18 protein-coding genes are annotated in these 19,240 nt (G+C 63.6%); 7 read left to right on the top strand and 11 right to left on the bottom strand.

The genetic code is table 11. From position 1 onward, the window contains the following. Positions 1–3 precede the first annotated feature (3 nt). Positions 4–1,245, bottom strand: a complete 1,242-nt coding sequence (locus MESCI2_RS0126170; RefSeq protein ID WP_027039063.1) for an MFS transporter — start codon at positions 1,243–1,245, stop codon at positions 4–6. A gap of 101 nt (positions 1,246–1,346) precedes the next feature. Here MESCI2_RS0126170 and MESCI2_RS0126165 point away from each other — a divergent pair, with 101 nt between their 5' ends. After that, positions 1,347–1,808 (top strand): winged helix-turn-helix transcriptional regulator, encoded by a 462-nt coding sequence (locus tag MESCI2_RS0126165; RefSeq protein ID WP_027039062.1) that lies wholly within the window; start codon positions 1,347–1,349, stop codon positions 1,806–1,808. Positions 1,809–1,904: 96 nt separating this feature from the next. Then, positions 1,905–2,945 (top strand): zinc-dependent alcohol dehydrogenase family protein, encoded by a 1,041-nt coding sequence (locus tag MESCI2_RS0126160; RefSeq protein WP_027039061.1) that lies wholly within the window; start codon positions 1,905–1,907, stop codon positions 2,943–2,945. 18 nt (positions 2,946–2,963) lie between these two features. Here the strand turns inward: MESCI2_RS0126160 and MESCI2_RS0126155 are convergent, their stop codons facing one another. Beyond that, positions 2,964–3,854 carry a DMT family transporter gene (locus MESCI2_RS0126155; RefSeq protein ID WP_027039060.1) on the bottom strand — a complete coding sequence of 297 codons (891 nt, stop codon included), beginning with the start codon at positions 3,852–3,854 and terminating at the stop codon, positions 2,964–2,966. A gap of 104 nt (positions 3,855–3,958) precedes the next feature. On the opposite strand from MESCI2_RS0126155, the gene MESCI2_RS0126150 reads away from it, so the two are divergent. Both MESCI2_RS0126150 and cml read left to right on the top strand, forming a co-directional pair. Further along, complete coding sequence (locus MESCI2_RS0126150) at positions 3,959–5,362, top strand: PLP-dependent aminotransferase family protein (protein WP_027039059.1); 1,404 nt, start codon at positions 3,959–3,961, stop codon at positions 5,360–5,362. Positions 5,363–5,590: 228 nt separating this feature from the next. Beyond that, complete coding sequence (gene cml, locus MESCI2_RS0126145; protein WP_027039058.1) at positions 5,591–6,787, top strand: CmlA/FloR family chloramphenicol efflux MFS transporter; 1,197 nt, start codon at positions 5,591–5,593, stop codon at positions 6,785–6,787. Positions 6,788–6,836: 49 nt separating this feature from the next. Here the strand turns inward: cml and MESCI2_RS0126140 are convergent, their stop codons facing one another. Further along, positions 6,837–7,730: a LysR family transcriptional regulator gene (locus tag MESCI2_RS0126140; protein WP_027039057.1), complete on the bottom strand. Its 894-nt coding sequence runs from the start codon at positions 7,728–7,730 to the stop codon at positions 6,837–6,839. 126 nt (positions 7,731–7,856) lie between these two features. Between MESCI2_RS0126140 and MESCI2_RS01000000135690 the strand changes: the two genes are divergently transcribed. Further along, positions 7,857–9,326, top strand: a complete 1,470-nt coding sequence (locus MESCI2_RS01000000135690) for an MFS transporter (RefSeq protein WP_032901380.1) — start codon at positions 7,857–7,859, stop codon at positions 9,324–9,326. A 24-nt stretch (positions 9,327–9,350) separates the two neighbouring features. Here MESCI2_RS01000000135690 and MESCI2_RS0126130 read toward each other — a convergent pair whose 3' ends face one another. From MESCI2_RS0126130 to MESCI2_RS0126120, 3 genes are all read right to left on the bottom strand, one after another. Next, positions 9,351–9,848: a MaoC family dehydratase gene (locus tag MESCI2_RS0126130; protein ID WP_027039056.1), complete on the bottom strand. Its 498-nt coding sequence runs from the start codon at positions 9,846–9,848 to the stop codon at positions 9,351–9,353. A 190-nt stretch (positions 9,849–10,038) separates the two neighbouring features. After that, positions 10,039–10,467 (bottom strand): phasin family protein, encoded by a 429-nt coding sequence (locus MESCI2_RS0126125; RefSeq protein WP_027039055.1) that lies wholly within the window; start codon positions 10,465–10,467, stop codon positions 10,039–10,041. Positions 10,468–10,579: 112 nt separating this feature from the next. Beyond that, positions 10,580–11,875 carry a DUF445 domain-containing protein gene (locus MESCI2_RS0126120; RefSeq protein WP_027039054.1) on the bottom strand — a complete coding sequence of 432 codons (1,296 nt, stop codon included), beginning with the start codon at positions 11,873–11,875 and terminating at the stop codon, positions 10,580–10,582. Positions 11,876–12,151: 276 nt separating this feature from the next. On the opposite strand from MESCI2_RS0126120, the gene rirA reads away from it, so the two are divergent. Next, positions 12,152–12,613: an iron-responsive transcriptional regulator RirA gene (rirA, locus tag MESCI2_RS0126115; RefSeq protein WP_023812242.1), complete on the top strand. Its 462-nt coding sequence runs from the start codon at positions 12,152–12,154 to the stop codon at positions 12,611–12,613. A 29-nt stretch (positions 12,614–12,642) separates the two neighbouring features. On the opposite strand, the gene MESCI2_RS0126110 is transcribed toward rirA, so the two are convergent. From MESCI2_RS0126110 to hemP, 5 genes are all read right to left on the bottom strand, one after another. Continuing rightward, positions 12,643–13,431 carry a heme ABC transporter ATP-binding protein gene (locus tag MESCI2_RS0126110; protein ID WP_027039053.1) on the bottom strand — a complete coding sequence of 263 codons (789 nt, stop codon included), beginning with the start codon at positions 13,429–13,431 and terminating at the stop codon, positions 12,643–12,645. 6 nt (positions 13,432–13,437) lie between these two features. Next, positions 13,438–14,535: a FecCD family ABC transporter permease gene (locus MESCI2_RS0126105; RefSeq protein WP_027039052.1), complete on the bottom strand. Its 1,098-nt coding sequence runs from the start codon at positions 14,533–14,535 to the stop codon at positions 13,438–13,440. 11 nt (positions 14,536–14,546) lie between these two features. After that, positions 14,547–15,455: a heme/hemin ABC transporter substrate-binding protein gene (locus MESCI2_RS0126100; RefSeq protein ID WP_027039051.1), complete on the bottom strand. Its 909-nt coding sequence runs from the start codon at positions 15,453–15,455 to the stop codon at positions 14,547–14,549. A 10-nt stretch (positions 15,456–15,465) separates the two neighbouring features. Further along, on the bottom strand, positions 15,466–16,527 hold the full coding sequence (locus MESCI2_RS0126095) for a hemin-degrading factor (RefSeq protein ID WP_027039050.1): 1,062 nt from the start codon (positions 16,525–16,527) through the stop codon (positions 15,466–15,468). Between the two features lie 124 nt (positions 16,528–16,651). Then, on the bottom strand, positions 16,652–16,864 hold the full coding sequence (hemP, locus tag MESCI2_RS0126090) for a hemin uptake protein HemP (protein WP_027039049.1): 213 nt from the start codon (positions 16,862–16,864) through the stop codon (positions 16,652–16,654). A 198-nt stretch (positions 16,865–17,062) separates the two neighbouring features. Here hemP and MESCI2_RS0126085 point away from each other — a divergent pair, with 198 nt between their 5' ends. Further along, positions 17,063–19,240 carry a TonB-dependent hemoglobin/transferrin/lactoferrin family receptor gene (locus MESCI2_RS0126085; RefSeq protein WP_027039048.1) on the top strand — a complete coding sequence of 726 codons (2,178 nt, stop codon included), beginning with the start codon at positions 17,063–17,065 and terminating at the stop codon, positions 19,238–19,240.

The raw sequence follows: 19,240 nt of genomic DNA, 5'->3' as shown, positions 1-19,240 counted from the left end.
GTTTCATCTGCCGACGCGCAGCGTCAACGCCCAGAACAGCAACGCCAACAGGCCGATGCCGGCCCCAAGCACACAGACGCCGCTCCAGCCCATTGCACCATAAGCCATGGTCGAGGCGATCGAGCCCAGGGCGCTGCCGACCGAGTAAAAGATCATGTAGCCGCCAACCAGGCGGCTGCGCGCGTCCGGGCGGCGGGCGAAGATCAGGCTCTGGTTGGTGACATGGACGGCCTGGATCGCCAGATCGAGCATGACGATGCCGGCGACGAGCAGCCACAAAGACATGCCCATGAAGGCGATCGGCAGCCAGGCCGCCATCATCAGCAGCAGGCTGAGGCCGGTGACCAACTGGCCGCGTCCACGATCGACGAGGCCGCCGGTCCAGCGCGCACCGAGCGCGCCGGCGACGCCCGCAAGGCCGAAAAGCCCGATCTCGGTGTGCGAGAGTGAAAATGGCGCAGCGCTCAGCGGCAGCACCAGCGGCGCCCACAGCACGTTGAAACTGGCGAAGATCAACATGGCCAGCACCGCCCGCACGCACAGCAGCGGCTCCTGCGCGAACAGCAGCAGCACAGAAGCGAGCAGGCGCGGATAGGATGTGCGTGGCCGCTCCGCCTCATGGCGCGGCAGGATCAGGTAGAGAACCATCGCCATGACGAGCGTCAACATGGCCGAGACAAGATAAACCCAGCGCCACCCGGCGAAATCGGCGACGACCCCTGAAGCGAAGCGGGCAAGCAGGATGCCCAGGATGACACCGCTGGTGACGGTGCCGACCGCCCGCCCCCGCTGCGACGCTACGGCGAGGTCGGCAGCGAAGGCGACCAGCACCTGCACCACCACCGCAAGCAGCCCGACCACCGCAAGGCTCGCCAGCAGCATCGCCGCGTTGGGCGCGACCCCGACCGCCACCAGCGCCACGGCAGACAGAATCGCCTGCCCGGCAATCAGCTTGCGGCGATCGAACAGGTCGCCCAGCGGCACGATGAAAAACAGGCCGAGCCCATAGCCGATCTGCGTGACCGTCACCACGATGCCGACCGAAGCCGGCGCGATAGCAAAATCATGCGCCATGGCGTCGAGCAGCGGATGGGCGAAATAGACATTGGCGACGCTCAGGCCGCAGGCGATGGCGAAGATCAGCGCGGTCAATCGTGACAATCCCGCAGGCGGCGGCGTCACCCGAGGCGGGCCATCGGATTGCTCGAGGCTTGGTGCACCGCTGTTCGCCACCTGCACATTCATGTCAGCTCTCTCCATAGAGGTTTCAACTTGAAACCTCTTGCTGGATAGGCAGAACAGTTTTATGTTGCAACCGAAAATCGAATGCTGGACCAACGACTGCCATGGTGAAACGAACGAGCCACCACGAAGCGGATTGTCTCATAGCGCGACCACTGGACGCGATCGGCGACTGGTGGTCGCTGCTCATCGTGCGTGACGCCTTCGACGGCTTGCGACGCTTCGGCGAATTCCAGAAGAGCCTCGGCGTCGCCAAGAACATCCTGTCGTCGCGGCTGCGCAATCTTGTCGCGCATGGCATCCTCGAAACGGTTCCGGCGCCCGACGGCAGCGCGCATCATGAATATGTGCTGACGCAAAAGGGACGCGGCCTGTTCTATGTCCTGGTTGCCCTGCGGCAATGGGGCGAGACCTACTTCGCCGGACCGGGCGAGCCCTACACCTTCATGGTCGACAATCTCACCGGCCGGCCGATCAAGCGCCTGGAAGTCCATGCCGAGGACGGTCGGCAACTTGCCCCCGGCGAAACCCGGCTTGCCGACTTTCGCACCCGGGAGATTGGATAGGCGCCTGCGCCCTGCCATGTCTGGCGGAATCGATTTCCGCTCGACCGGACAGGGAATCGGCTATCGTTTCCTGCAGCACAGAGGGTGGAGTGACCGATGAAAGCCGTCGTCTTCGAGAAATTCGGCGAAGCGCCGACGATCCAGACCGTTCCCGATCCGAAGCCGGCCGCCGATGGCGTCGTCATCAAGGTCGAGGCGACCGGCCTGTGCCGCAGCGACTGGCATGGCTGGATGGGTCACGACGACGGCATCACGCTGCCGCATGTGCCGGGCCACGAACTTGCCGGCATCGTCGTCGCCGCCGGCAAGCAGGTCACCCGCTGGAAGGCCGGCGAGCGCGTCACCGTGCCGTTCGCCGTCGGCTGCGGCCGCTGCTTCGAGTGCAATTCGGGCAATCACCAGGTCTGCGAGCATCAGACCCAGCCCGGCTTCACCGGCTGGGGTTCATTCGCCGAATATGTGGCCATCGAACACGCCGACACCAACCTGGTGCGACTGCCCGACGAGATGGAATTCGCCACCGCCGCCAGCCTCGGCTGCCGCTTCGTCACCTCGTTTCGCGCCATCGTCGACCAGGGCCGGGTTAAGCCGGGCGAATGGGTGGCGGTGCATGGCTGCGGCGGTGTCGGCCTGTCGGCGATCATGATCGCCAGTGCCATGGGCGCCAATGTCATCGCCATCGACCTCACCGACGAGAAGCTGGATTTCGCCAGAAAGATCGGCGCCGTCGCCACCATCAACGCGTCAAAGACGCCGAATGTGGTCAAGGCGGTCAAGCAGATTACCAATGGCGGCGCGCATATGTCGATGGACGCGCTCGGCCACCCCACCACCTCGTTCAATTCGATATCCAATCTGCGCCGGCGCGGCCGCCATGTGCAGGTCGGCCTGATGCTGGGCGAGCATGCCCGGCCGCAGGTGCCGATGGACAAGGTGATCGCCTTCGAACTCGAAATCCTCGGCAGCCACGGCATGCAGGCCTATCGCTACCAGGCGATGATGGACATGATCCGCAACGGCAAGCTGAAGCCCGAACTGCTGGTCAGCAAGAGGATCAGTCTCGACGAGGCGCCCGCGGCCCTGATGGCGATGGGCGGCTTCGAGGGGATTGGTATTGGAGTGGTGACGAAGTTCTAGGCGAGGACGGCACCGTCCTCAGGCGATCGCGCGTCGTGGCAATTCCTGCTTTGCGAATCGCTTGGCGCCTACGACGCAAAGCACCACGCCAAGCGTGACGACGACCATCAGCGGGCTGACCTGCTCGTGCAGCAGCGTCGCTGCCAGTGCCAGCCCGAAAAATGGCTGCAGCAGCTGCAACTGCCCGACCGCGGCGATGCCGCCTTGCGCCAGGCCGCGATACCAGAACACGAAGCCGATCAGCATGCTGAATAGCGAGACATAGGCAAGCCCTATCCACGCACTGACGCCGACGCCGTCGAACGACGGCGGCATGGTCATCAGCGTCAGCACCAGCATGATCGGCAGCGACAGCACCAGCGCCCAGCAGATCACTTGCCAGCCGCCGAGCTTGCGAGACAGCGCGGCGCCCTCGGCATAGCCGAGACCGCAGGCAATGATGGCAGCGAGCATCAGGCCATCGCCGACCGGCGAGGCCGTCACCCCCTGCGTCAGCGCAAAGCCCGCGACCAGCGCGCTGCCGATGCATGAAAACAGCCAGAACGCCGGCCGCGGACGGTCGCCGCCGCGCAGCACGCCGAAGATCGCGGTCGCCAGCGGCAGCAGGCCGACGAAGATGATGGAATGGGCCGTGGTGACGTGCTTCAGCGCCAGTGCGGTCAGCAAGGGAAAGCCGACAACCACGCCAAGTGCCACGATCACCAGCGACAGCAGATCGCCGCGCTCCGGACGTTTCTGCCGAAACAGGAGCAGCAGTGCCAGGCCAAGCAGGCCGGCAATCGCCGCCCGGGCCGATGTCAGGAATGTCGGATCGAATTCCCTGACCGCCACGCGCGTTGCCGGCAGCGAGCCGCTGAAGATCAACACGCCGATGAATCCATTCATCCAGCCGCTCGCGGTCTTGTCCATCGTAGGCTCCGTTTGTCGGCTCCGTATCGCGCGGAGCCGGTAGTATCGCCAGAGACAATGCGGTACAATTGTGCAAAACTGTTATGGTCGACAGAGCAGTACGGATGGACAAGCAGACCACTGGAAGCGAGAGCGGCGGTACGTTGGTCGAAGGCGTCATGGCGACGATCCGCCAGCGGATCGCGGCACGCAGCCTGACGCCGGGAGCACAATTGCCGTCGATCCGCGCCTTCGCCAAATCCATGCAGGTGTCCAAATCCACGGTGGTCGAAGCCTATGAGCGGCTCGCCGCCGAAGGCGCGATCCGCTCGCGGCCGGGCTCCGGCTTCTATGCCGCCGGCTCGCTGGCGCCGCTGTCGCTGGCCGAAATCGGCCCCCGCCTCGACCGCGCGGTCGATCCACTCTGGATCTCGCGCCAGTCGCTGGAGGCCGGCGACGACATGCTGAAGCCCGGCTGCGGCTGGCTGCCGGCCTCGTGGATGCCGCAGGCAGGTCTGCGCCGGGCACTGCGCACGGTAGCGCGTGCCGACGATATCGCGCTGGCCGACTACGGCACGCCGCTCGGCCTACCACCGCTACGGCAATTGCTGGCGCGGCGTATGGCCGGGCACGGCATCGAGGCCTCTCCCGAGCAGATCATGCTGACGGAATCAGGCACGCAGGCCATCGACCTGTTGTGTCGGTTCCTGATCGAGCCCGGCGACACGGTGCTGGTCGACGACCCCTGCTATTTCAATTTCCACGCCCTGTTGCGCGCCCACCGGGCCAAGGTCGTCAGCGTCCCTTATACGCCGTCGGGGCCGGATATCGACCTGTTCGCGCAGGCGCTGGCCGAGCATCGCCCCCGCCTCTACATCACCAACTCCGCCATCCACAACCCGACCGGCGCGGTGCTGTCGCCGGTCACAGCGCACCGGCTGCTCAAGCTCGCCGACCAATCGGATCTGACCATCGTCGAAGACGACATCTTCGCCGATTTCGAACATGCGCCCGCCCCCAGGCTGGCGGCGTTCGATGGTCTCAACCGCGTTGTCCACATCGGCAGCTTCTCCAAAACGCTTTCAGCGTCGGTTCGCTGCGGCTTCATCGCCGCACCGCGCGACTGGATCGAGCCCCTGACCGACCTCAAGATCGCCACGACCTTCGGCGGCGGCCGGCTCGCGGCCGAACTGGTGCTGACGCTGCTCAAGGACGGCAGCTACCGCAAGCACATGGATTTGCTGCGCGCGAAGCTTGCCCGCGCCATGGGCGAGACGGGCGCCCGCCTGAAGGCGATCGGCATCACGCCCTGGATCGACCAGCCGGCCGGTCTGTTCCTGTGGTGCAGCCTGCCGGACGGCGTCGATGCGGCTGAGGTGGCCCGCCGCGCTTTGGCCGACAACATCGTGCTGGCGCCCGGCAATGCATTCAGCCTGTCCGGAACAGCCCCCCGCTTCCTGCGCTTCAACGTTGCCCAGTGCGCGGACGAGCGGATTTTCAGGATGATCGAGGCGGCGATGGCGCGTTGACGCGCATCAAGCTGATGCTGTTGCCTGGGCAACCTTCGGCTGCTAGGGGAAGGATCTGCGCGTGGAGAGAATATTCGCGCGATCCGGGATAGCGACTATGGGAACCAGCAAGTCAGCAGACAAGTAGGCCGCAACAGCACTTCGTTGTTGCGGCGGCCCGTCATTTCCCATCTTCAGTGAGAACGGCAGATCGCCGCCAAATGTACCCATTTGAGCGGATGTTCAATCATGCCTTGCCCAAAAAAACCGACATGGACCACTTCCCTGCCAGCAGCCATGGTGCTGATGGCGCCCTTCGACATCCTGGCCTCGCTGGCCATGGACATCTACCTCCCGATTGTCCCAGCGATGCCGGAGATCCTCAAGACATCGCCTGATGTCATCCAACTGACGCTGAGCCTCTACATGATCTGTCTTGGGCTCGGCCAAATCGTCTTCGGCCCGATTTCCGACAGGATCGGCAGGCGTCCGGTGCTGATCGGCGGCGCGCTTTTGTTTGCAGGCGCTTCCGTCCTGCTCGCCTGCACCTCGCTGGCCATGGTGTTCGTCGCCTTGCGAGTCGTGCAGGCCATCGGTGCATCCGCCGTTCTCGTTGCGACCTTTGCAACGGTTCGCGACGTCTATGCGCAGAGGCCTGAAAGTGCCGTCATCTACGGCCTGTTCAGTTCGATGCTGGCCTTCGTGCCAGCGTTGGGGCCAGTTGCCGGTGCATTGATCGCCGAAAATCTCGGCTGGCGCGCGATCTTCCTGACGCTCGGAGGCCTGGCTACGGCAGCCACCCTCCACGCATGGCCGAAATGGCACGAAACCCGCCCCTCGGATGGCGATGCCAGGCGAATGGCGCTTCGACCCATTCTCTCCAGTCTTGCCTTCTGGACCTACACTCTTGCGTTCAGTGCCGCCATGGGCGCCTTCTTCGTGTTCTTTTCGACAGCGCCACGGGTGCTCATGGATCGCGCCGGCTTTTCACAGTTCGGTTTCAGTCTTGCCTTCGCCACCGCGGCGCTGGTGATGATCGTCACCACCCACTTCGCCAGAAGGTTCATTGCAAGCTGGGGCATCGCCGGCAGTGCCATCAGGGGCATGGCGATGTTGCTGCTCGGCGCGGCGCTACTGGCAGTGGGGCAACTGTTCGCACAGCCGTCCTTCGCGACATTTATCTTGCCGATGTGGGTCATCGCCGTGGGCATCGTCTTCACTGTTTCGGTCACCGCGAACGGCGCACTCGAGGCGTTCGGCGATGTCGCGGGAACCGCCGTCGCGCTCTACTTCTGCATCCAGAGCCTTGTCGTCGGCATCCTCGGCACGTTGTTCGTCATCCTGCTTGAAGGAGACACGGCGTGGCCGCTGGTGGGCTACTGTTCGGTCATGGCGACGCTCACACTAGGCGCGCTGAGACATTTGCGGAAACGCCAAACCGAATAGAGCGGACAGATGAGAAGCCTGGGCCGTTGGCGCAGGCTTCCCATCATTGTCAGCGCGACGCCGCGCAGACCTCTCGCACACAGTCGCGCAACCAGCGTTGCGCCGGATCGGCATCGAGGCGCGGATGCCACAGCATGGAGATGGTGACCCCCGCGGTGGCAACCGGCAGGGGAAAACTGTGCATGCCGGCGCGTGCGCCCTCGGTATGCCGCTCCGGAACGCTGGCGATCAGGTCTGATGTGCGGGCCATGGCAAGGGCTGCCGAGAACCCGGACACCATGCACACGATTGTCCGCTGCAGTCCGAGCCGGTTCAAAGCCTCGTCGATCGGCCCTTTCTCGCGGCCACGCCGTGAAACGCTGATGTGCCGGCCTGCGGCATAGCGCTCTGGCGTCACCGCACCCTCGCTCAACGGATGGCCCATTCGCACGGCGCCGATGAAGCGGTCTCGAAGCAATGCCTGAATGCGCACCTCCGGTCCGGTCTCGCCAGCAACGCCTATGTCCAGGTCGATCGCCGCGTCGCGCAACGACATGACGTCCTTGTCGGACTTCGGCGCAAAGCGCAGCCGCACGCCGGGCGCATCGGCCTGGATACGGGCAACGAGACGAGGTGCGAACTCTTCGACGAAGCTCTCATTGGTGCGCAGCGTGAAGATCCTGTCCAGGCGCCGGAGATCAAGCAGGGTGGCAGGACGCAGCAGCGCCTCCGCGTCCTGGACGATACGGCCAACCTGCTGCCGCAGTTCTTCCGCACGCGGCGTCGCCACCAGGCCTCGACCGGCGCGAACCAGCAGCGGATCGCCCGTCGCCTGGCGCAGCCGCGCCAGCGTGCGGCTCATTGCCGACGGGCTGAGGCGCAGACAGCTGGCGGCACGCGCCACGCTGCCTTCGGTCAAAAGAACGTCGAGAGCAAAGAGCAGATTGAGATCGGGCGATGTCATCGTCGGATCATGGCATGATATGACGCCAAACGCACGAATAAGATGCAAATGCTGCGCCTTCCGCCACATCTGCCAAAGGACTAGATCTCCAGCAGTTCCGGTTAGGACTGATGGAAGGGGATCGCCGTGGCAATTGCCGAGCAAAATCGGAATGAGTACGTGTCGGCGCAGCCACAAACCCAATCTGCCCGCTGGGCCTTGGCAAGCCTGTCGCTCGCCACGCTGCTGTCGTCGCTGGGAACCAGCATCGCCAGCGTCGGGCTGCCGTCGCTGATGCAGAATTTCGGAGCGTCGTTCCAGTCCGTGCAATGGGTTGTTCTGGCCTATCTGCTGGCCATCACCACCCTGATCGTCAGCGCCGGTCGGCTGGCCGACATGTTCGGGCGCCGGCCGTTGCTGCTTGGCGGCATCGCGCTGTTCACGTCCGCATCGGTGCTCTGCGGCCTGGCGCCGACGCTCTGGCTGCTGATTGCCGCGCGCGCCGTGCAGGGACTTGGCGCGGCGCTGATGATGGCGCTGACGCTGGCCTTTGTCGCCGAAACCGTGACCAAAGACAGAATCGGCAGCGCCATGGGCCTGCTCGGCGCCATGTCCGCGATCGGCACGACACTTGGCCCCTCGCTCGGCGGCCTTTTGATCGCCGGCTTCGGCTGGCGCGCGATCTTCCTCGTCAATGTCCCGCTGGGTGTGCTCACCTTCGCTCTCGCCTGGCGTGCCCTGCCGGCACGTAATAAAACCGCGCGGCTCGACCGAGGCACGTTCGATGTCGTGGGCACCGCCTTGCTGGCCTTGACGCTGGCCGCCTATGCACTGGCCATGACGCTTGGCCGAGGCAATTTCGGCGCACTCAACATCAGCCTGCTGATAGCTGCCGGCATCGGCGTGTTTCTCTTCGCCGCCGCGCAGGCGAGAGTGAAAAACCCCTTGATCCGGCTTGCCAGCTTCCGCGACCTCCAACTGAGCGCCAGTCTCGCCATGAGCCTCGTCGTCGCCACGGTGATGATGGCGACCCTGGTGGTGGCCCCGTTCTACCTCTCCCGCGGGCTTGGGCTGGATGCCGCAATGGTCGGCCTCGTGCTGTCGACCGGCCCGCTCGTCTCGACCTTGTCGGCGCTGGTGGCCGGACGCCTGACCGACCGCTTCGGCGCCCACAGGATGATGGTCGCAGGCCTGCTCAGCCTCACGACAGGCACGTTCCTGCTGTCGCTCGCCATGACCAGACTCGGCATTGCCGGCTATGTCGTTGCGATCACCGTCACCTGCATCGGCTACGCGCTGTTCCAGACATCCAACAATGCAGCCGTCATGACCGGTATCAGTGCCGGCCAGCGCGGCGTCGTTTCCGGCCTGCTCAACCTTTCGCGCAACCTCGGGCTGATCACCGGCGCCTCGTTGATGGGCGCCATATTCGCCGTCGCATCGGCCAAAGGGCAGGATGGCATTGGACTTCTGAGTTCCGAGGCCGCAGCACGGGGAATGCAGGTCACATTTCAAACGGCGACGGTGCTGGCGCTGGCTGCGCTGTTCCTCGCACTGCTCTCGGCCCGCGCCGAGTTCAAGCGGCAGAGGCTGGTGGAAGTATCACAAGACCTCTGATTTTGCGCTCCCGGTGAACAGCTCTCAGGCGCCTGCCCGCTTGCGGCGCTCGTAGAGCATGACCAGCGTTTCAGCCGTCAAGGCAGGCTTTTCCTCGCCTTCGATCTCCACCGTATTGGCTGCCTTCATCAGATACTGGCCGGGCCCCCTGTCCTCCATGGACAGCAGCGTGATGCGCAGCCTGATGCGCGCGCCGACCTTGACCGGTGCCAGGAAGCGCACCTTGTCGAAGCCATAATTGAAGGCGGCCTGCGTATTCTCGGGCACGATGCCCATGCCGAGCGCCAGGGCGCCGATGATCGACAGCGTCAGATAGCCATGCGCGATCGTCGTGCGGAACGGGCTTTGCCGCCGCGCCCTTTCAGGGTCGACATGAATCCATTGATGGTCGCCAGTGCATTCAGCGAACTGGTCGATGCGGTTCTGGTCGACCGTCGTCCACTCCGACACGCCGAGTTCCAGCCCGGCCATCGTCCTCAACTGCTCGTAGGTAGGCGGCGTTTTAGGCCGTATTTCGTTCATTCCTGGTTTCCCGATCGCTTCCAGAGCCTCCGGACCACGAACTGACGGCCTCTGTCAATTCGCTCTGCGCGAATCCGTTCCGTCGATTTCGGCCGCAATCGTGCCACGCCGCTGGCGCAGTCGCAGGCCAACTCGGGCTTTCCGGGCTTCAGGGCGGCCGGCAGCCATGAACCGGCCCCGGCTACATCCGCTACTTCTTCTCGTAGCCGGCGCGGATTTCCTCCATCGCCTCCTTGATGCGGGTGCGCAGGATGTCGATCGATTCGGCACCGGATTTCTTGACCAGTTCAGCCACTTCGCCGGCATTTTTCAACGCGGCCTCGAAGGACTTTCTGGCAAACTCCGTCTGTTTGGCCATCAGTTCCTGCGGATTGCCCGGCGCCCTGTAGCTTTGCGCCATATCGGTGACCTCGCGCAGTGTATCCTGCAGCATCTCGCGCTGCCGGGACAACAGCGAGGTGGCGCCGGCGGAACCGGCTCGTGCCGATTTCTCCAGCGCTTCGAGGTTCTTGCGATGATGGGCGAGGATCGCCTCGACATCGACATTCGGCATCTTCAGGTCGCGGCCGAACCTGCCGAACATGTCCATGAAGGAATCGGATTCCGGTTGTTTTGCCATGCTTGTCTGCTCCCCTTTGCCGCGGATGCGGGCACCCCTCGGATGGAGAATAACACTCGCGTGCCGTGAGTCCATTCGGACGCGGAGGAACGAGCGCCAGTCTGGCCGCGCATCAATTCACGAGGAACAGCCGCTCGGCCACATAGAGCAAGACACCGGCGAGGCCGCCGATGATCATGCCGTTGAAGCGGATGTACTGCAGGTCCCGGCCGATGTTCATCTCGATCAGCCGCGTCAGTTGCGCGAGGTCCCAGCGTTTGACCTGGTCGGCGATGAATGTCGACACGCCGGCCTTCTGGCTCTCCACGAACGACGCCAGCGCCACCACGAACCCCTGGTTCATGTCGGCCCGGATCTGCGCATCGCCGGCAAGATGGCGACCGACCTCGACGAACATGTTGGCAAGATGCGCGCGGATGACCGAATTCGGCGCCTTGGCATCCTGCTCGATGAACTGGCTGAGGCTTGCCCACATCTCGCCGGCCAATCCCGTGACCTCCGGCCGGGCCAGGAAGTCGCGCTTCAGCTTCTCGGCCCGTTTGGCGTATTGCTTCGATGTCCTCAGCTTTTCGATGAAGCCTTGGGCGAAGCGGTCGAATTCGGCGCGCATCGGGTGGTCTGGATCGGCCCTCACCTCGTCGAGCAGGGAGCCCGCCGAGGCGACGATCTTCTTCAGGAGATAGGCGTCGGCGCGGAACAGGTTGAACAGCGACGGCAGTTCCTCGCGGATCTTTTCGCGCATCGTTGCCAGCGCTTTTTCGTCATTGAGGAACCGCCCGATCACCTTGGTGAATTCGTCGAACAGTTTCTGGTGGCGGCGATCATCGGTAAGCGCCGAGAGCAGTTCGGCGGCCAGCGGCGCCAGCGGCACCTTTTCGATCTGTTCGAGCATGCGGCTGGTGACGAAGCCGCGCAGGCCGGATTGCTCTATCGCCGCCAGCGTTTGCGGCACCAGCCGCACGACGAAGCGCGACAGGCCGGCGGCGCGCTCGGTATCGGCCAGCCAGTCGGCGACGAGTGCCGAGAAATCGACCTCGGCGAGCTTTTCACGCACCGGTTCAGGCGCCAGGAAGTTGACCTCGATGAAGCGGCCGAGATTGTCGGCGATGCGGTTCTGGTTCTCGGGTATGATGGCGGTGTGCGGGATCGGCAGCCCCAGCGGTCGCCTGAACAGCGCCACCACCGCGTACCAGTCGGCCAGCCCGCCGATGGTCGCCGCCTCGGCAAAGGCAGCGACGAAGCCGAGCCACGGGTGGATGTGCTCGAACGATTTGGCGAGCGCAAACACCGCCACGCAAAGTGCCAGCGCGGCCGCCGCGAGGAATTTCGTCCGCCGCAACGCGGAAAGCTTGGCATCCGCTTCGGCATCGAAACGGACCGGCGCCAGGGGCGAAGCCGATTGTGACATGGGTGAGCCGCTCCTCGTCGATCTCAGCCTATTTAGTGTTCCGAGGGCCGAAATACCCGCGACGGCGGGTTTCGTCCGGCATCTTCTCCGGCTGCGCACACAAAGTTGAGGAGAAAATTCATCTATCGCGCGAAGCTAGTCTGGAATTATTCCAAGGTATAGGCCATATTCCGCCCGGGCCAATGTGGCGAATCCGGAAATTCGGGTCAAAGCCGCATCAGCAAGAATTTCCAGATCTGGCGTGGTTGCACCGCACCAGTGCCTTGTGAGGACAAAATGCGGCTTACGCGCCAGACCAACTATGCCATGCGCATCTTGATGTATTGCGCGGCCAATGATGACCGATTGAGCCGCATCCCCGAAATCGCGGCTGCCTATTCGGTGTCCGAGCTTTTCCTGTTCAAGATCCTGCAGCCGCTCGTCGAGCATGGCCTGGTCCAGACCGTGCGTGGCAGGAATGGCGGCGTCAAGCTTGGCCGGGCGGCTGAAGCCATCAGCCTGTTCGATGTCGTGCGCGTGACGGAAGAGAGCTTCGCCATGGCCGAATGCTTCGAAAACGATGCCGCCGAATGCCCGCTGGTCGACAGCTGCGCGCTGAACTCGGCACTGCGCGAGGCCCTGAATGCGTTTTTCGCCGTGCTCGCCCGCTACACGATCGCCGATCTGGTAGCGGCGCGGCCGAATGTGCGCAACCTGCTCGGCATCGACATGCTGGAGCGCCGCGCACCAGCTGCCTGACCCAGCAGGGGCTCGGGCTAGATCTGCAATCAGGCCGCTGACTGGGGCAGCACGAACGGCATGTTCCCGGCCGGCAGCACGCCGACCCTGAGCCGGCAGTCGAACACCTTTTCGATCAAATCATCGCTCAGCACGTCCCGCGGCGACCCGGTGGCGGCCAGCCTGCCGCGATGCATGACGAAGATCCGCTCGGCATACATGGCCGTCAGATTGAGGTCGTGCAGGATGGCGACCACGCCGCCGCCCCTTCTGGCGAAGTCGCGGGCAATGTTCATGATGATCAGCTGGTGCTTGATGTCGAGGCTGGAAACCGGCTCATCGAGGAACAGAAAGCGCGGCTTGCCGTCGAGCACCGGCGCCCAGACCTGGCACAGCACGCGTGCGAGCTGAACGCGCTGTTGCTCGCCGCCCGAAAGCTCCTGGTAGAAACGGCCGGCAAAGCCGTCGAGATCGACACGCGCCAGCGCCCGTTCCGGCAACCGCGCATCCTCGCCCGGCAAGGCGCCCGAACGGCCGCCGACAAGACCAAGCTTGACCACTTCCCGCACGGTGAACGGGAACGACAGCGTCGTTGCCTGCGGCAGCACCGCGCGATGGACAGCCACCTCTACCGGCTTCATCGTCGAGAGATCTCGGCCGTTGAGGGCAACGTGCCCGGTATAGGCGAGTTCGCCGGAGAGCGCTTTGAGGAAGGTCGTCTTGCCCGAACCATTAGGGCCGACGATGGCGGCGATCTCGCCGGGCCGCGCGTGGAAATCGACACCACTGACGATAGGCTTGCCGGCGATATCAACCGAAACATCCTTGGCCTCGATCATCAAGCCTCACAAATCAACCACGCCGCGCTTGCGCAGCAGGATCCAAAGGAAAAACGGAGCGCCCGCTATCGCGGTGACGATGCCTATAGGCAGTTCGGCCGGCGCAACGATGGTGCGTGCGACCGCATCGGCCAGAAGCAGCAGCGAGGCGCCGAGCAGCGCCGACGCCGGCAGCAGATAGCGATTGTCCGGACCAATCAGCAGGCGCAGCAGATGCGGCACCACGATGCCGACGAAGCCGATGCCGCCGCTGACGGCGACGGATGCGCCGACAGCTGCGGAGACGCCGACGATAGCCATGTATTTCAGCCGCTGCACCGGAATGCCGAGATGACCGGCGGTCGCCTCGCCAAGCGCCAGCGCGTTGAGGCCGCGTGCCAGGAACGGCATCGCCGCCAGCGCCAGCACGATGATCGGCCCTACCGACGCGATCTTCGCCCAGGTCGCGCCACCGAGCGATCCGAGTTGCCAGAAGGTCAGGTCGCGCAACTGGCGATCGTCGGCCATGAAGATGAGGATGCCGGTCAGCGCCATGGCGAGCGCCGCCAGCGCGATGCCGGCGAGCAGCATTGTGGCAACCGAGGTTTGCCCCCGTCGTGTCGCGACCTGATAAAGCACCAGCGTGGTGGCGAGCCCGCCACAGAAGGCCGCCAGCGGCAGTGCAAGCGTGCCGAGCAAGGCGGTCACCGGAGCCAATATCGTGGCGCCGAGCACGATGACGGCAACCGCGCCGAGGCTCGACCCGGCCGAGACGCCGATCAGGCCGGGGTCGGCCAGCGGATTGCGGAACAGCCCCTGCATGACCGCGCCGGAGACCGCGAGCGCCGCGCCGACCAGCATGCCGAGGATGATGCGCGGCAGGCGGATGTCATAGACGATCAGGCTGTCGCGGGCGCTCACCGCGGCGTCGCCGGGCACTGTGCCGAACAGCCAGCCCCCGATGACATTGACGGCCGATGCGTCCGAAGCCCCCGATGTCAGCGACAGAAAAACGGCAGCCGCGAGCCCCAGGCACAGCAGAAGGATGACGATGCGGGCGCGGCCCGACCGGTCGCCTTCGGATACGCTTGCCATCACCGGGCCGGCGATCGATTGATCGACCATGATCCGCCCGTTCAGTCCGTGACCTGCCCGCCATAAAGCGAGACAGCGAGGTCGTGGATGGCATCAGCCGTGCGTGGCCCGAAGCCGAGCAGATAGGCGCCGTCGACGCGGATCAGCTTGCGCGCCGTTCCGGCCGGCGTGGAGGCGATCGACGGATTGCCGAACAGTTCGTCATCCGAGACCGGAGGCCCGGCATTGCTCATCATCAGGATCACGTCAGGCCTGGCGGTTATGATCGCCTCGTCGGACATCTGCTTGTAGCCGGAAAAGCCCTCGACCGCGTTGACGCCACCGGCCAGCTTGACCATGCCGTCGGCGGCGGTCTCGCTGCCGGCCGCCAGTATCTTGCCGCCCTGGATCGACAGAACGAACAGGATGCGCTTGCGCTCCTTGGTCGAAGCCGTCTGCTGTTCGGCGGCCGTGAGCTTGGCATCGAGCTCCCTGGCCAGCACCTCGGCCTTGGCGTCGACGCCGAGCGCCTTGCCGACAATGCGGACCTTCTCGAGGATGCCTTCGTGGCTATAGTGCTCGGGCACTTCGATGAACGGCACGCTCGTCTTCTTCAAGACATCGACGGCTTCCTTCGGACCGCTGCCATGCAGCGCAAGGATGCCGGTCGGATTGACCGAGAGCACGCCTTCCGGCGACAGCGCGCGCATGTAGCCGACATCGGGCAGATCAAGCGCCGCCTTTGGGTACCGGCTGGTGGAATCGCGCGCCACCAGATGCTTCTCCTCGCCGAGCGCATAGACGATCTCGGTGATCGAGCCGCCAATGGCCGCAATCTTCGAGGGATCGGCAAACACGGCCGTGCCTTCGGCAGCGCTTGCAGGTTGCAGCGCGACAAAAGCCAGGGAAAGACCGGCCATCGACCCAAGGATCGATCCGCGTACAGCCGACAGTCCGGGGAAAAAACGCATCTTACTTTCCTCAGGCTGCGGTCGAGCTTGGGATACGCGGCAGGTTTTCCGCCAGGAAGCGCCAGTCGTCACGCTCGCTTTCGCCTTCATAGCGCTTGCCGAAGAACTGGATGATCATCTTGCCGTCGGCATCATAGACCTCGAGCGAGGTGACATGACCGTCCTTGGTCGGCTTGCGCACCGCCCAGACCTCCTGGATGTGGTCGGTCCGCAGATGCAGGTGGAAGGTTTCGTCCAGCACGTTGATCCATGGCCCCATCGGCTTGATCGACTTGATCGGACCGGAATGGATCTGGATGCAGCCGCGGTTTCCCACAAAGCACATGATCGGCATCTCGTCCTCCGCGGCGTGATGAAACATGGCCCGGACGGCATCATTGTCGAGCTGCCAGGCATAGTCTTGCCCGACCAGGCGCACCGCCTGCCGGCGGCTGAGCTTTAGCGTCTTCAGCATGCCGAAGAACTGGTGCACATCGGTCAGCCGGCTCCAGCGGTCGCGCAGATCGTCGAGATTGGCGGCCGTTTCGTCGCCATGGATGTCGTCATCGGGAAGTGGCCCTGAAATGTCGACGGTCGGCTCCTGATTGGACGATTCGAGCACGGCAACCAGCTTCTGATAGGCATAGAGGCTGGAGGCCGGCCGCAGATGCACCTTGTGCACGGCCTCGCCTGCCGCGTCGAAGAACTGCAGGCTGCGGCGGATCTCGTCGCCGTCGCGCTTTTCCACGGCAAAGCCGTGCGCCCAGACTTTCGGGAAGATGCGCAGGTCGATGTTTTCGCCAAGCACCATGGCGTTGTGGTTGCCGGTGATGACCTTGTCATAGACGCCGATCTTCTCGTGCACCGCGCTCTCATTACGGGTCAGCGCCATGACCTCGCCGACGGCCTCGAGGCCGGTCAGAAGATCGTTGACGCGCGGCTCGACACGCACGACGCCGTCGCCGCAATGCGCGGCGACCAGTTCGGCTTCCGAAATGCCGAGTTGGGCAGCCAGATCACGCTCGCGCATCTTCGGATTGTCTGTCCGTGCCCGCCGGATTTCATGCGGGGCGGGTTTTACGCGCTGGTCCATGTCTCGTCCTTGCTGCCTAGAGCAATTCCAGGAAAAGTATGAAACGGTTTTCCGTCCGGAATTGCGTTAAAACAAAGAGATAGAGCGGTTCGGCGTTTCCGTGAAACGGTGAACCGCTCTAGCCTTACTTGTTGAGAATGAGCTTACCCTGGCGGGTGATCTTCAGTCGGTAGAGCGCGCCATGATGCTCGATGCCGATCTCGTGCTCGCCCTGGAACAGGGTGTTGCTGGACAGGGTTCGCACCGCCAGCGGAACCCGGTCGAAACGGGTGGGGGCCGAGATATCGTCGGAACGGCGGACGCGATAGCGAAAATCGTTGGGATTGTGGGTGTTCATCTCTGTCGATCCCTTTCCTGTGCCGGGCGTCTGGCTAGGCGTTGCGTAATCCGATTCATTTCTTGACTTGAATAATCATGTTTATTAGTCAGTGCAATACCGGATCAAATGAGTCAACATTTAAGACGCCGGAGACGATCAAAAATGCCAGCCAGCCCCGGGCCAGCCAGCATGAAACCTGGACTTTGGAGTTGGGGCATGGGGTTGGTGACTTGGGAATGGCGTGGCCGGTCGGCGGCGAACGGCGCGGCGGCATTGCTGGCAGGCGTGGCGGCTATCGCCTTGTCGGCGCAATTGGCCAACGCCCAGCAGGCGGCGCAGCCTGCAGATCAAACGAAGAAGGCTGAAGAGGAAAAGGCCGCACCAGCGGGAGCAACGCTGCTCGACAAGATCCTCGTCATCAGCCGCACCGGCGAGACGGCGATCGAATCGCTGGCATCGGCCAGCCATGTCGGCCAGGAACAGCTCGACCGCCGCATGGCGACGACGCCCAATGAGATGCTGCTTGGCGTGCCCGGTGTCGCGGCGCAGGCCGACGCCAGACGCGTCAGCACCAGCATCAACATCCGTGGCCTGCAGGATTTCGGTCGCGTCGCGGTCATCGTCGATGGCGCACGACAGAATTTCCAGCGTTCCGACCACGGCACGCAGTCGACGTTCTACATCGACCCCGAACTCGTCAAATCCGTGGATGTTATCCGTGGTCCTGTAGCCAACACCTACGGCTCGGGCGCCATCGGAGGCGTTGTCTTCTTCGATACCAAGGACGCCGAGGATTTCCTCAAGCCGGAAGAAACATGGGCCGGCTCCGTCACGGGACGCTATGAGAGCAACGGCAAGGGCTGGACATCAAGCGCATCCGGCGCCTACCGCCTCAACGAGAACTGGGATGTGCTCGGCAACATCGTCTACCGCAACTATGACGACTACAAGGATGGCGGTGGCGACACCGTCAAGGGCACCGGCTTCGATGTGCTGAGCGGCCTGCTCAAGACTAGTATTCGCCCGACCGACAACAGCGAACTGAAGCTCGGCTGGGTCGGTTCAAGCGACGGCTGGAACGAGATCAGCGGCGGTGCGCCGGTCAATGACGTCGACCTGAAGTCGAACACCTTCACGGCGCGCTACAACATCACGGATGAGGACAAGAGCTGGCTCGATCTCCACATCAACACCTCCTACAACAAGACCAATCTCGATCTGACCAGCCTTGTCCCGCAAAACCGCTTCGATCCGGTCACCGGTCTTCCGGTTGTCTTGCCGACAGGATCGCAATCCACATTCGATGTCGGCACGACCGGCATCGACATCTGGAATACGTCCCGGTTCGAAACGGGTGGCATCGCGCATGAACTGACCTACGGCGGCGACTGGGTCGGCGACAACGTCAAGACGGGCGGCGCAGCCGGCGGCGACAGCTTCTACACGCCTTCGGGCAAGCGCAACGTTTCCGGCGCCTATGTCCAGGACAAGCTCACCTGGGATTGGCTCGAAATCATCGCTGGTCTCCGCTACGACAGCTACAGCCTGAAGGATGACACCCACGACATTTCTGGCGACAGGGTATCGCCGCGGGTCACCGTGGGCGTCTCCCCGTTCGAATCGGCAGGCCTTGCCGGCCTTCAGTTCTATGGCACCTATGCTGAGGGATATCGCTCGCCATCGATCACCGAGACCTTGATCAGCGGCAATCATCCGGCAGGCGTCAGCTTCCCGTTCTTGCCCAATCCCAATCTGCGCCCTGAGACCGGCAAGACGACCGAATTCGGCATCAACTACAAGCAGAACGATATCCTCGAGGCCGGCGACGCGTTCCGTCTCAAGGCCGCCTACTTCAACAATGACGTCGACGACTATATCGATGGTGTGACGCTGTCGGCATTCGACCCGACCAGCGGCTGCCCGTTCGGCCCCGGCATCCCGATCTGCTTCCAGTATCAGAACTTCGCCAAGGCCAAGATCAACGGCTTCGAGATGGAAGGCGTTTACGACGCCTCATGGGGCTATGCCGGACTCTCAGCCTCCATCATCAATGGGCATACCATATCGTATGAAGGCGACCGGGCAGATCTTGCCACCATCCCCTCCTCCCAGGTCACTGCCCAGCTCGGCCTGCGCTTCCTCGAAGACAAGCTGACCGTCGGGGGCGAAGTGCAGTACAATGGCAAGCCGAAGGGCAATGCGGTGGCCGAGGACTATACGCTGGTCAATGCATTTGCGAGCTACCAGGCAACGGACAATCTGAAGGTCGATTTACGCGCCGACAATCTGTTTGATGTCAAATACGCCAACCCGTTGAATGGCAGCACGACAGTTGCGGTGTACGAGCCCGGCATCACCCTGAAGCTGGCGGCAACGATGCGGTTTGGAGGCTGA

Origin of the sequence: Mesorhizobium ciceri WSM4083 (assembly GCF_000519305.1) — a bacterium.
Lineage (GTDB): Bacteria > Pseudomonadota > Alphaproteobacteria > Rhizobiales > Rhizobiaceae > Mesorhizobium > Mesorhizobium ciceri_B.
Note: the sequence above shows the minus strand (reverse complement) of the source record. Positions and strands in the feature narration are given on the sequence as shown.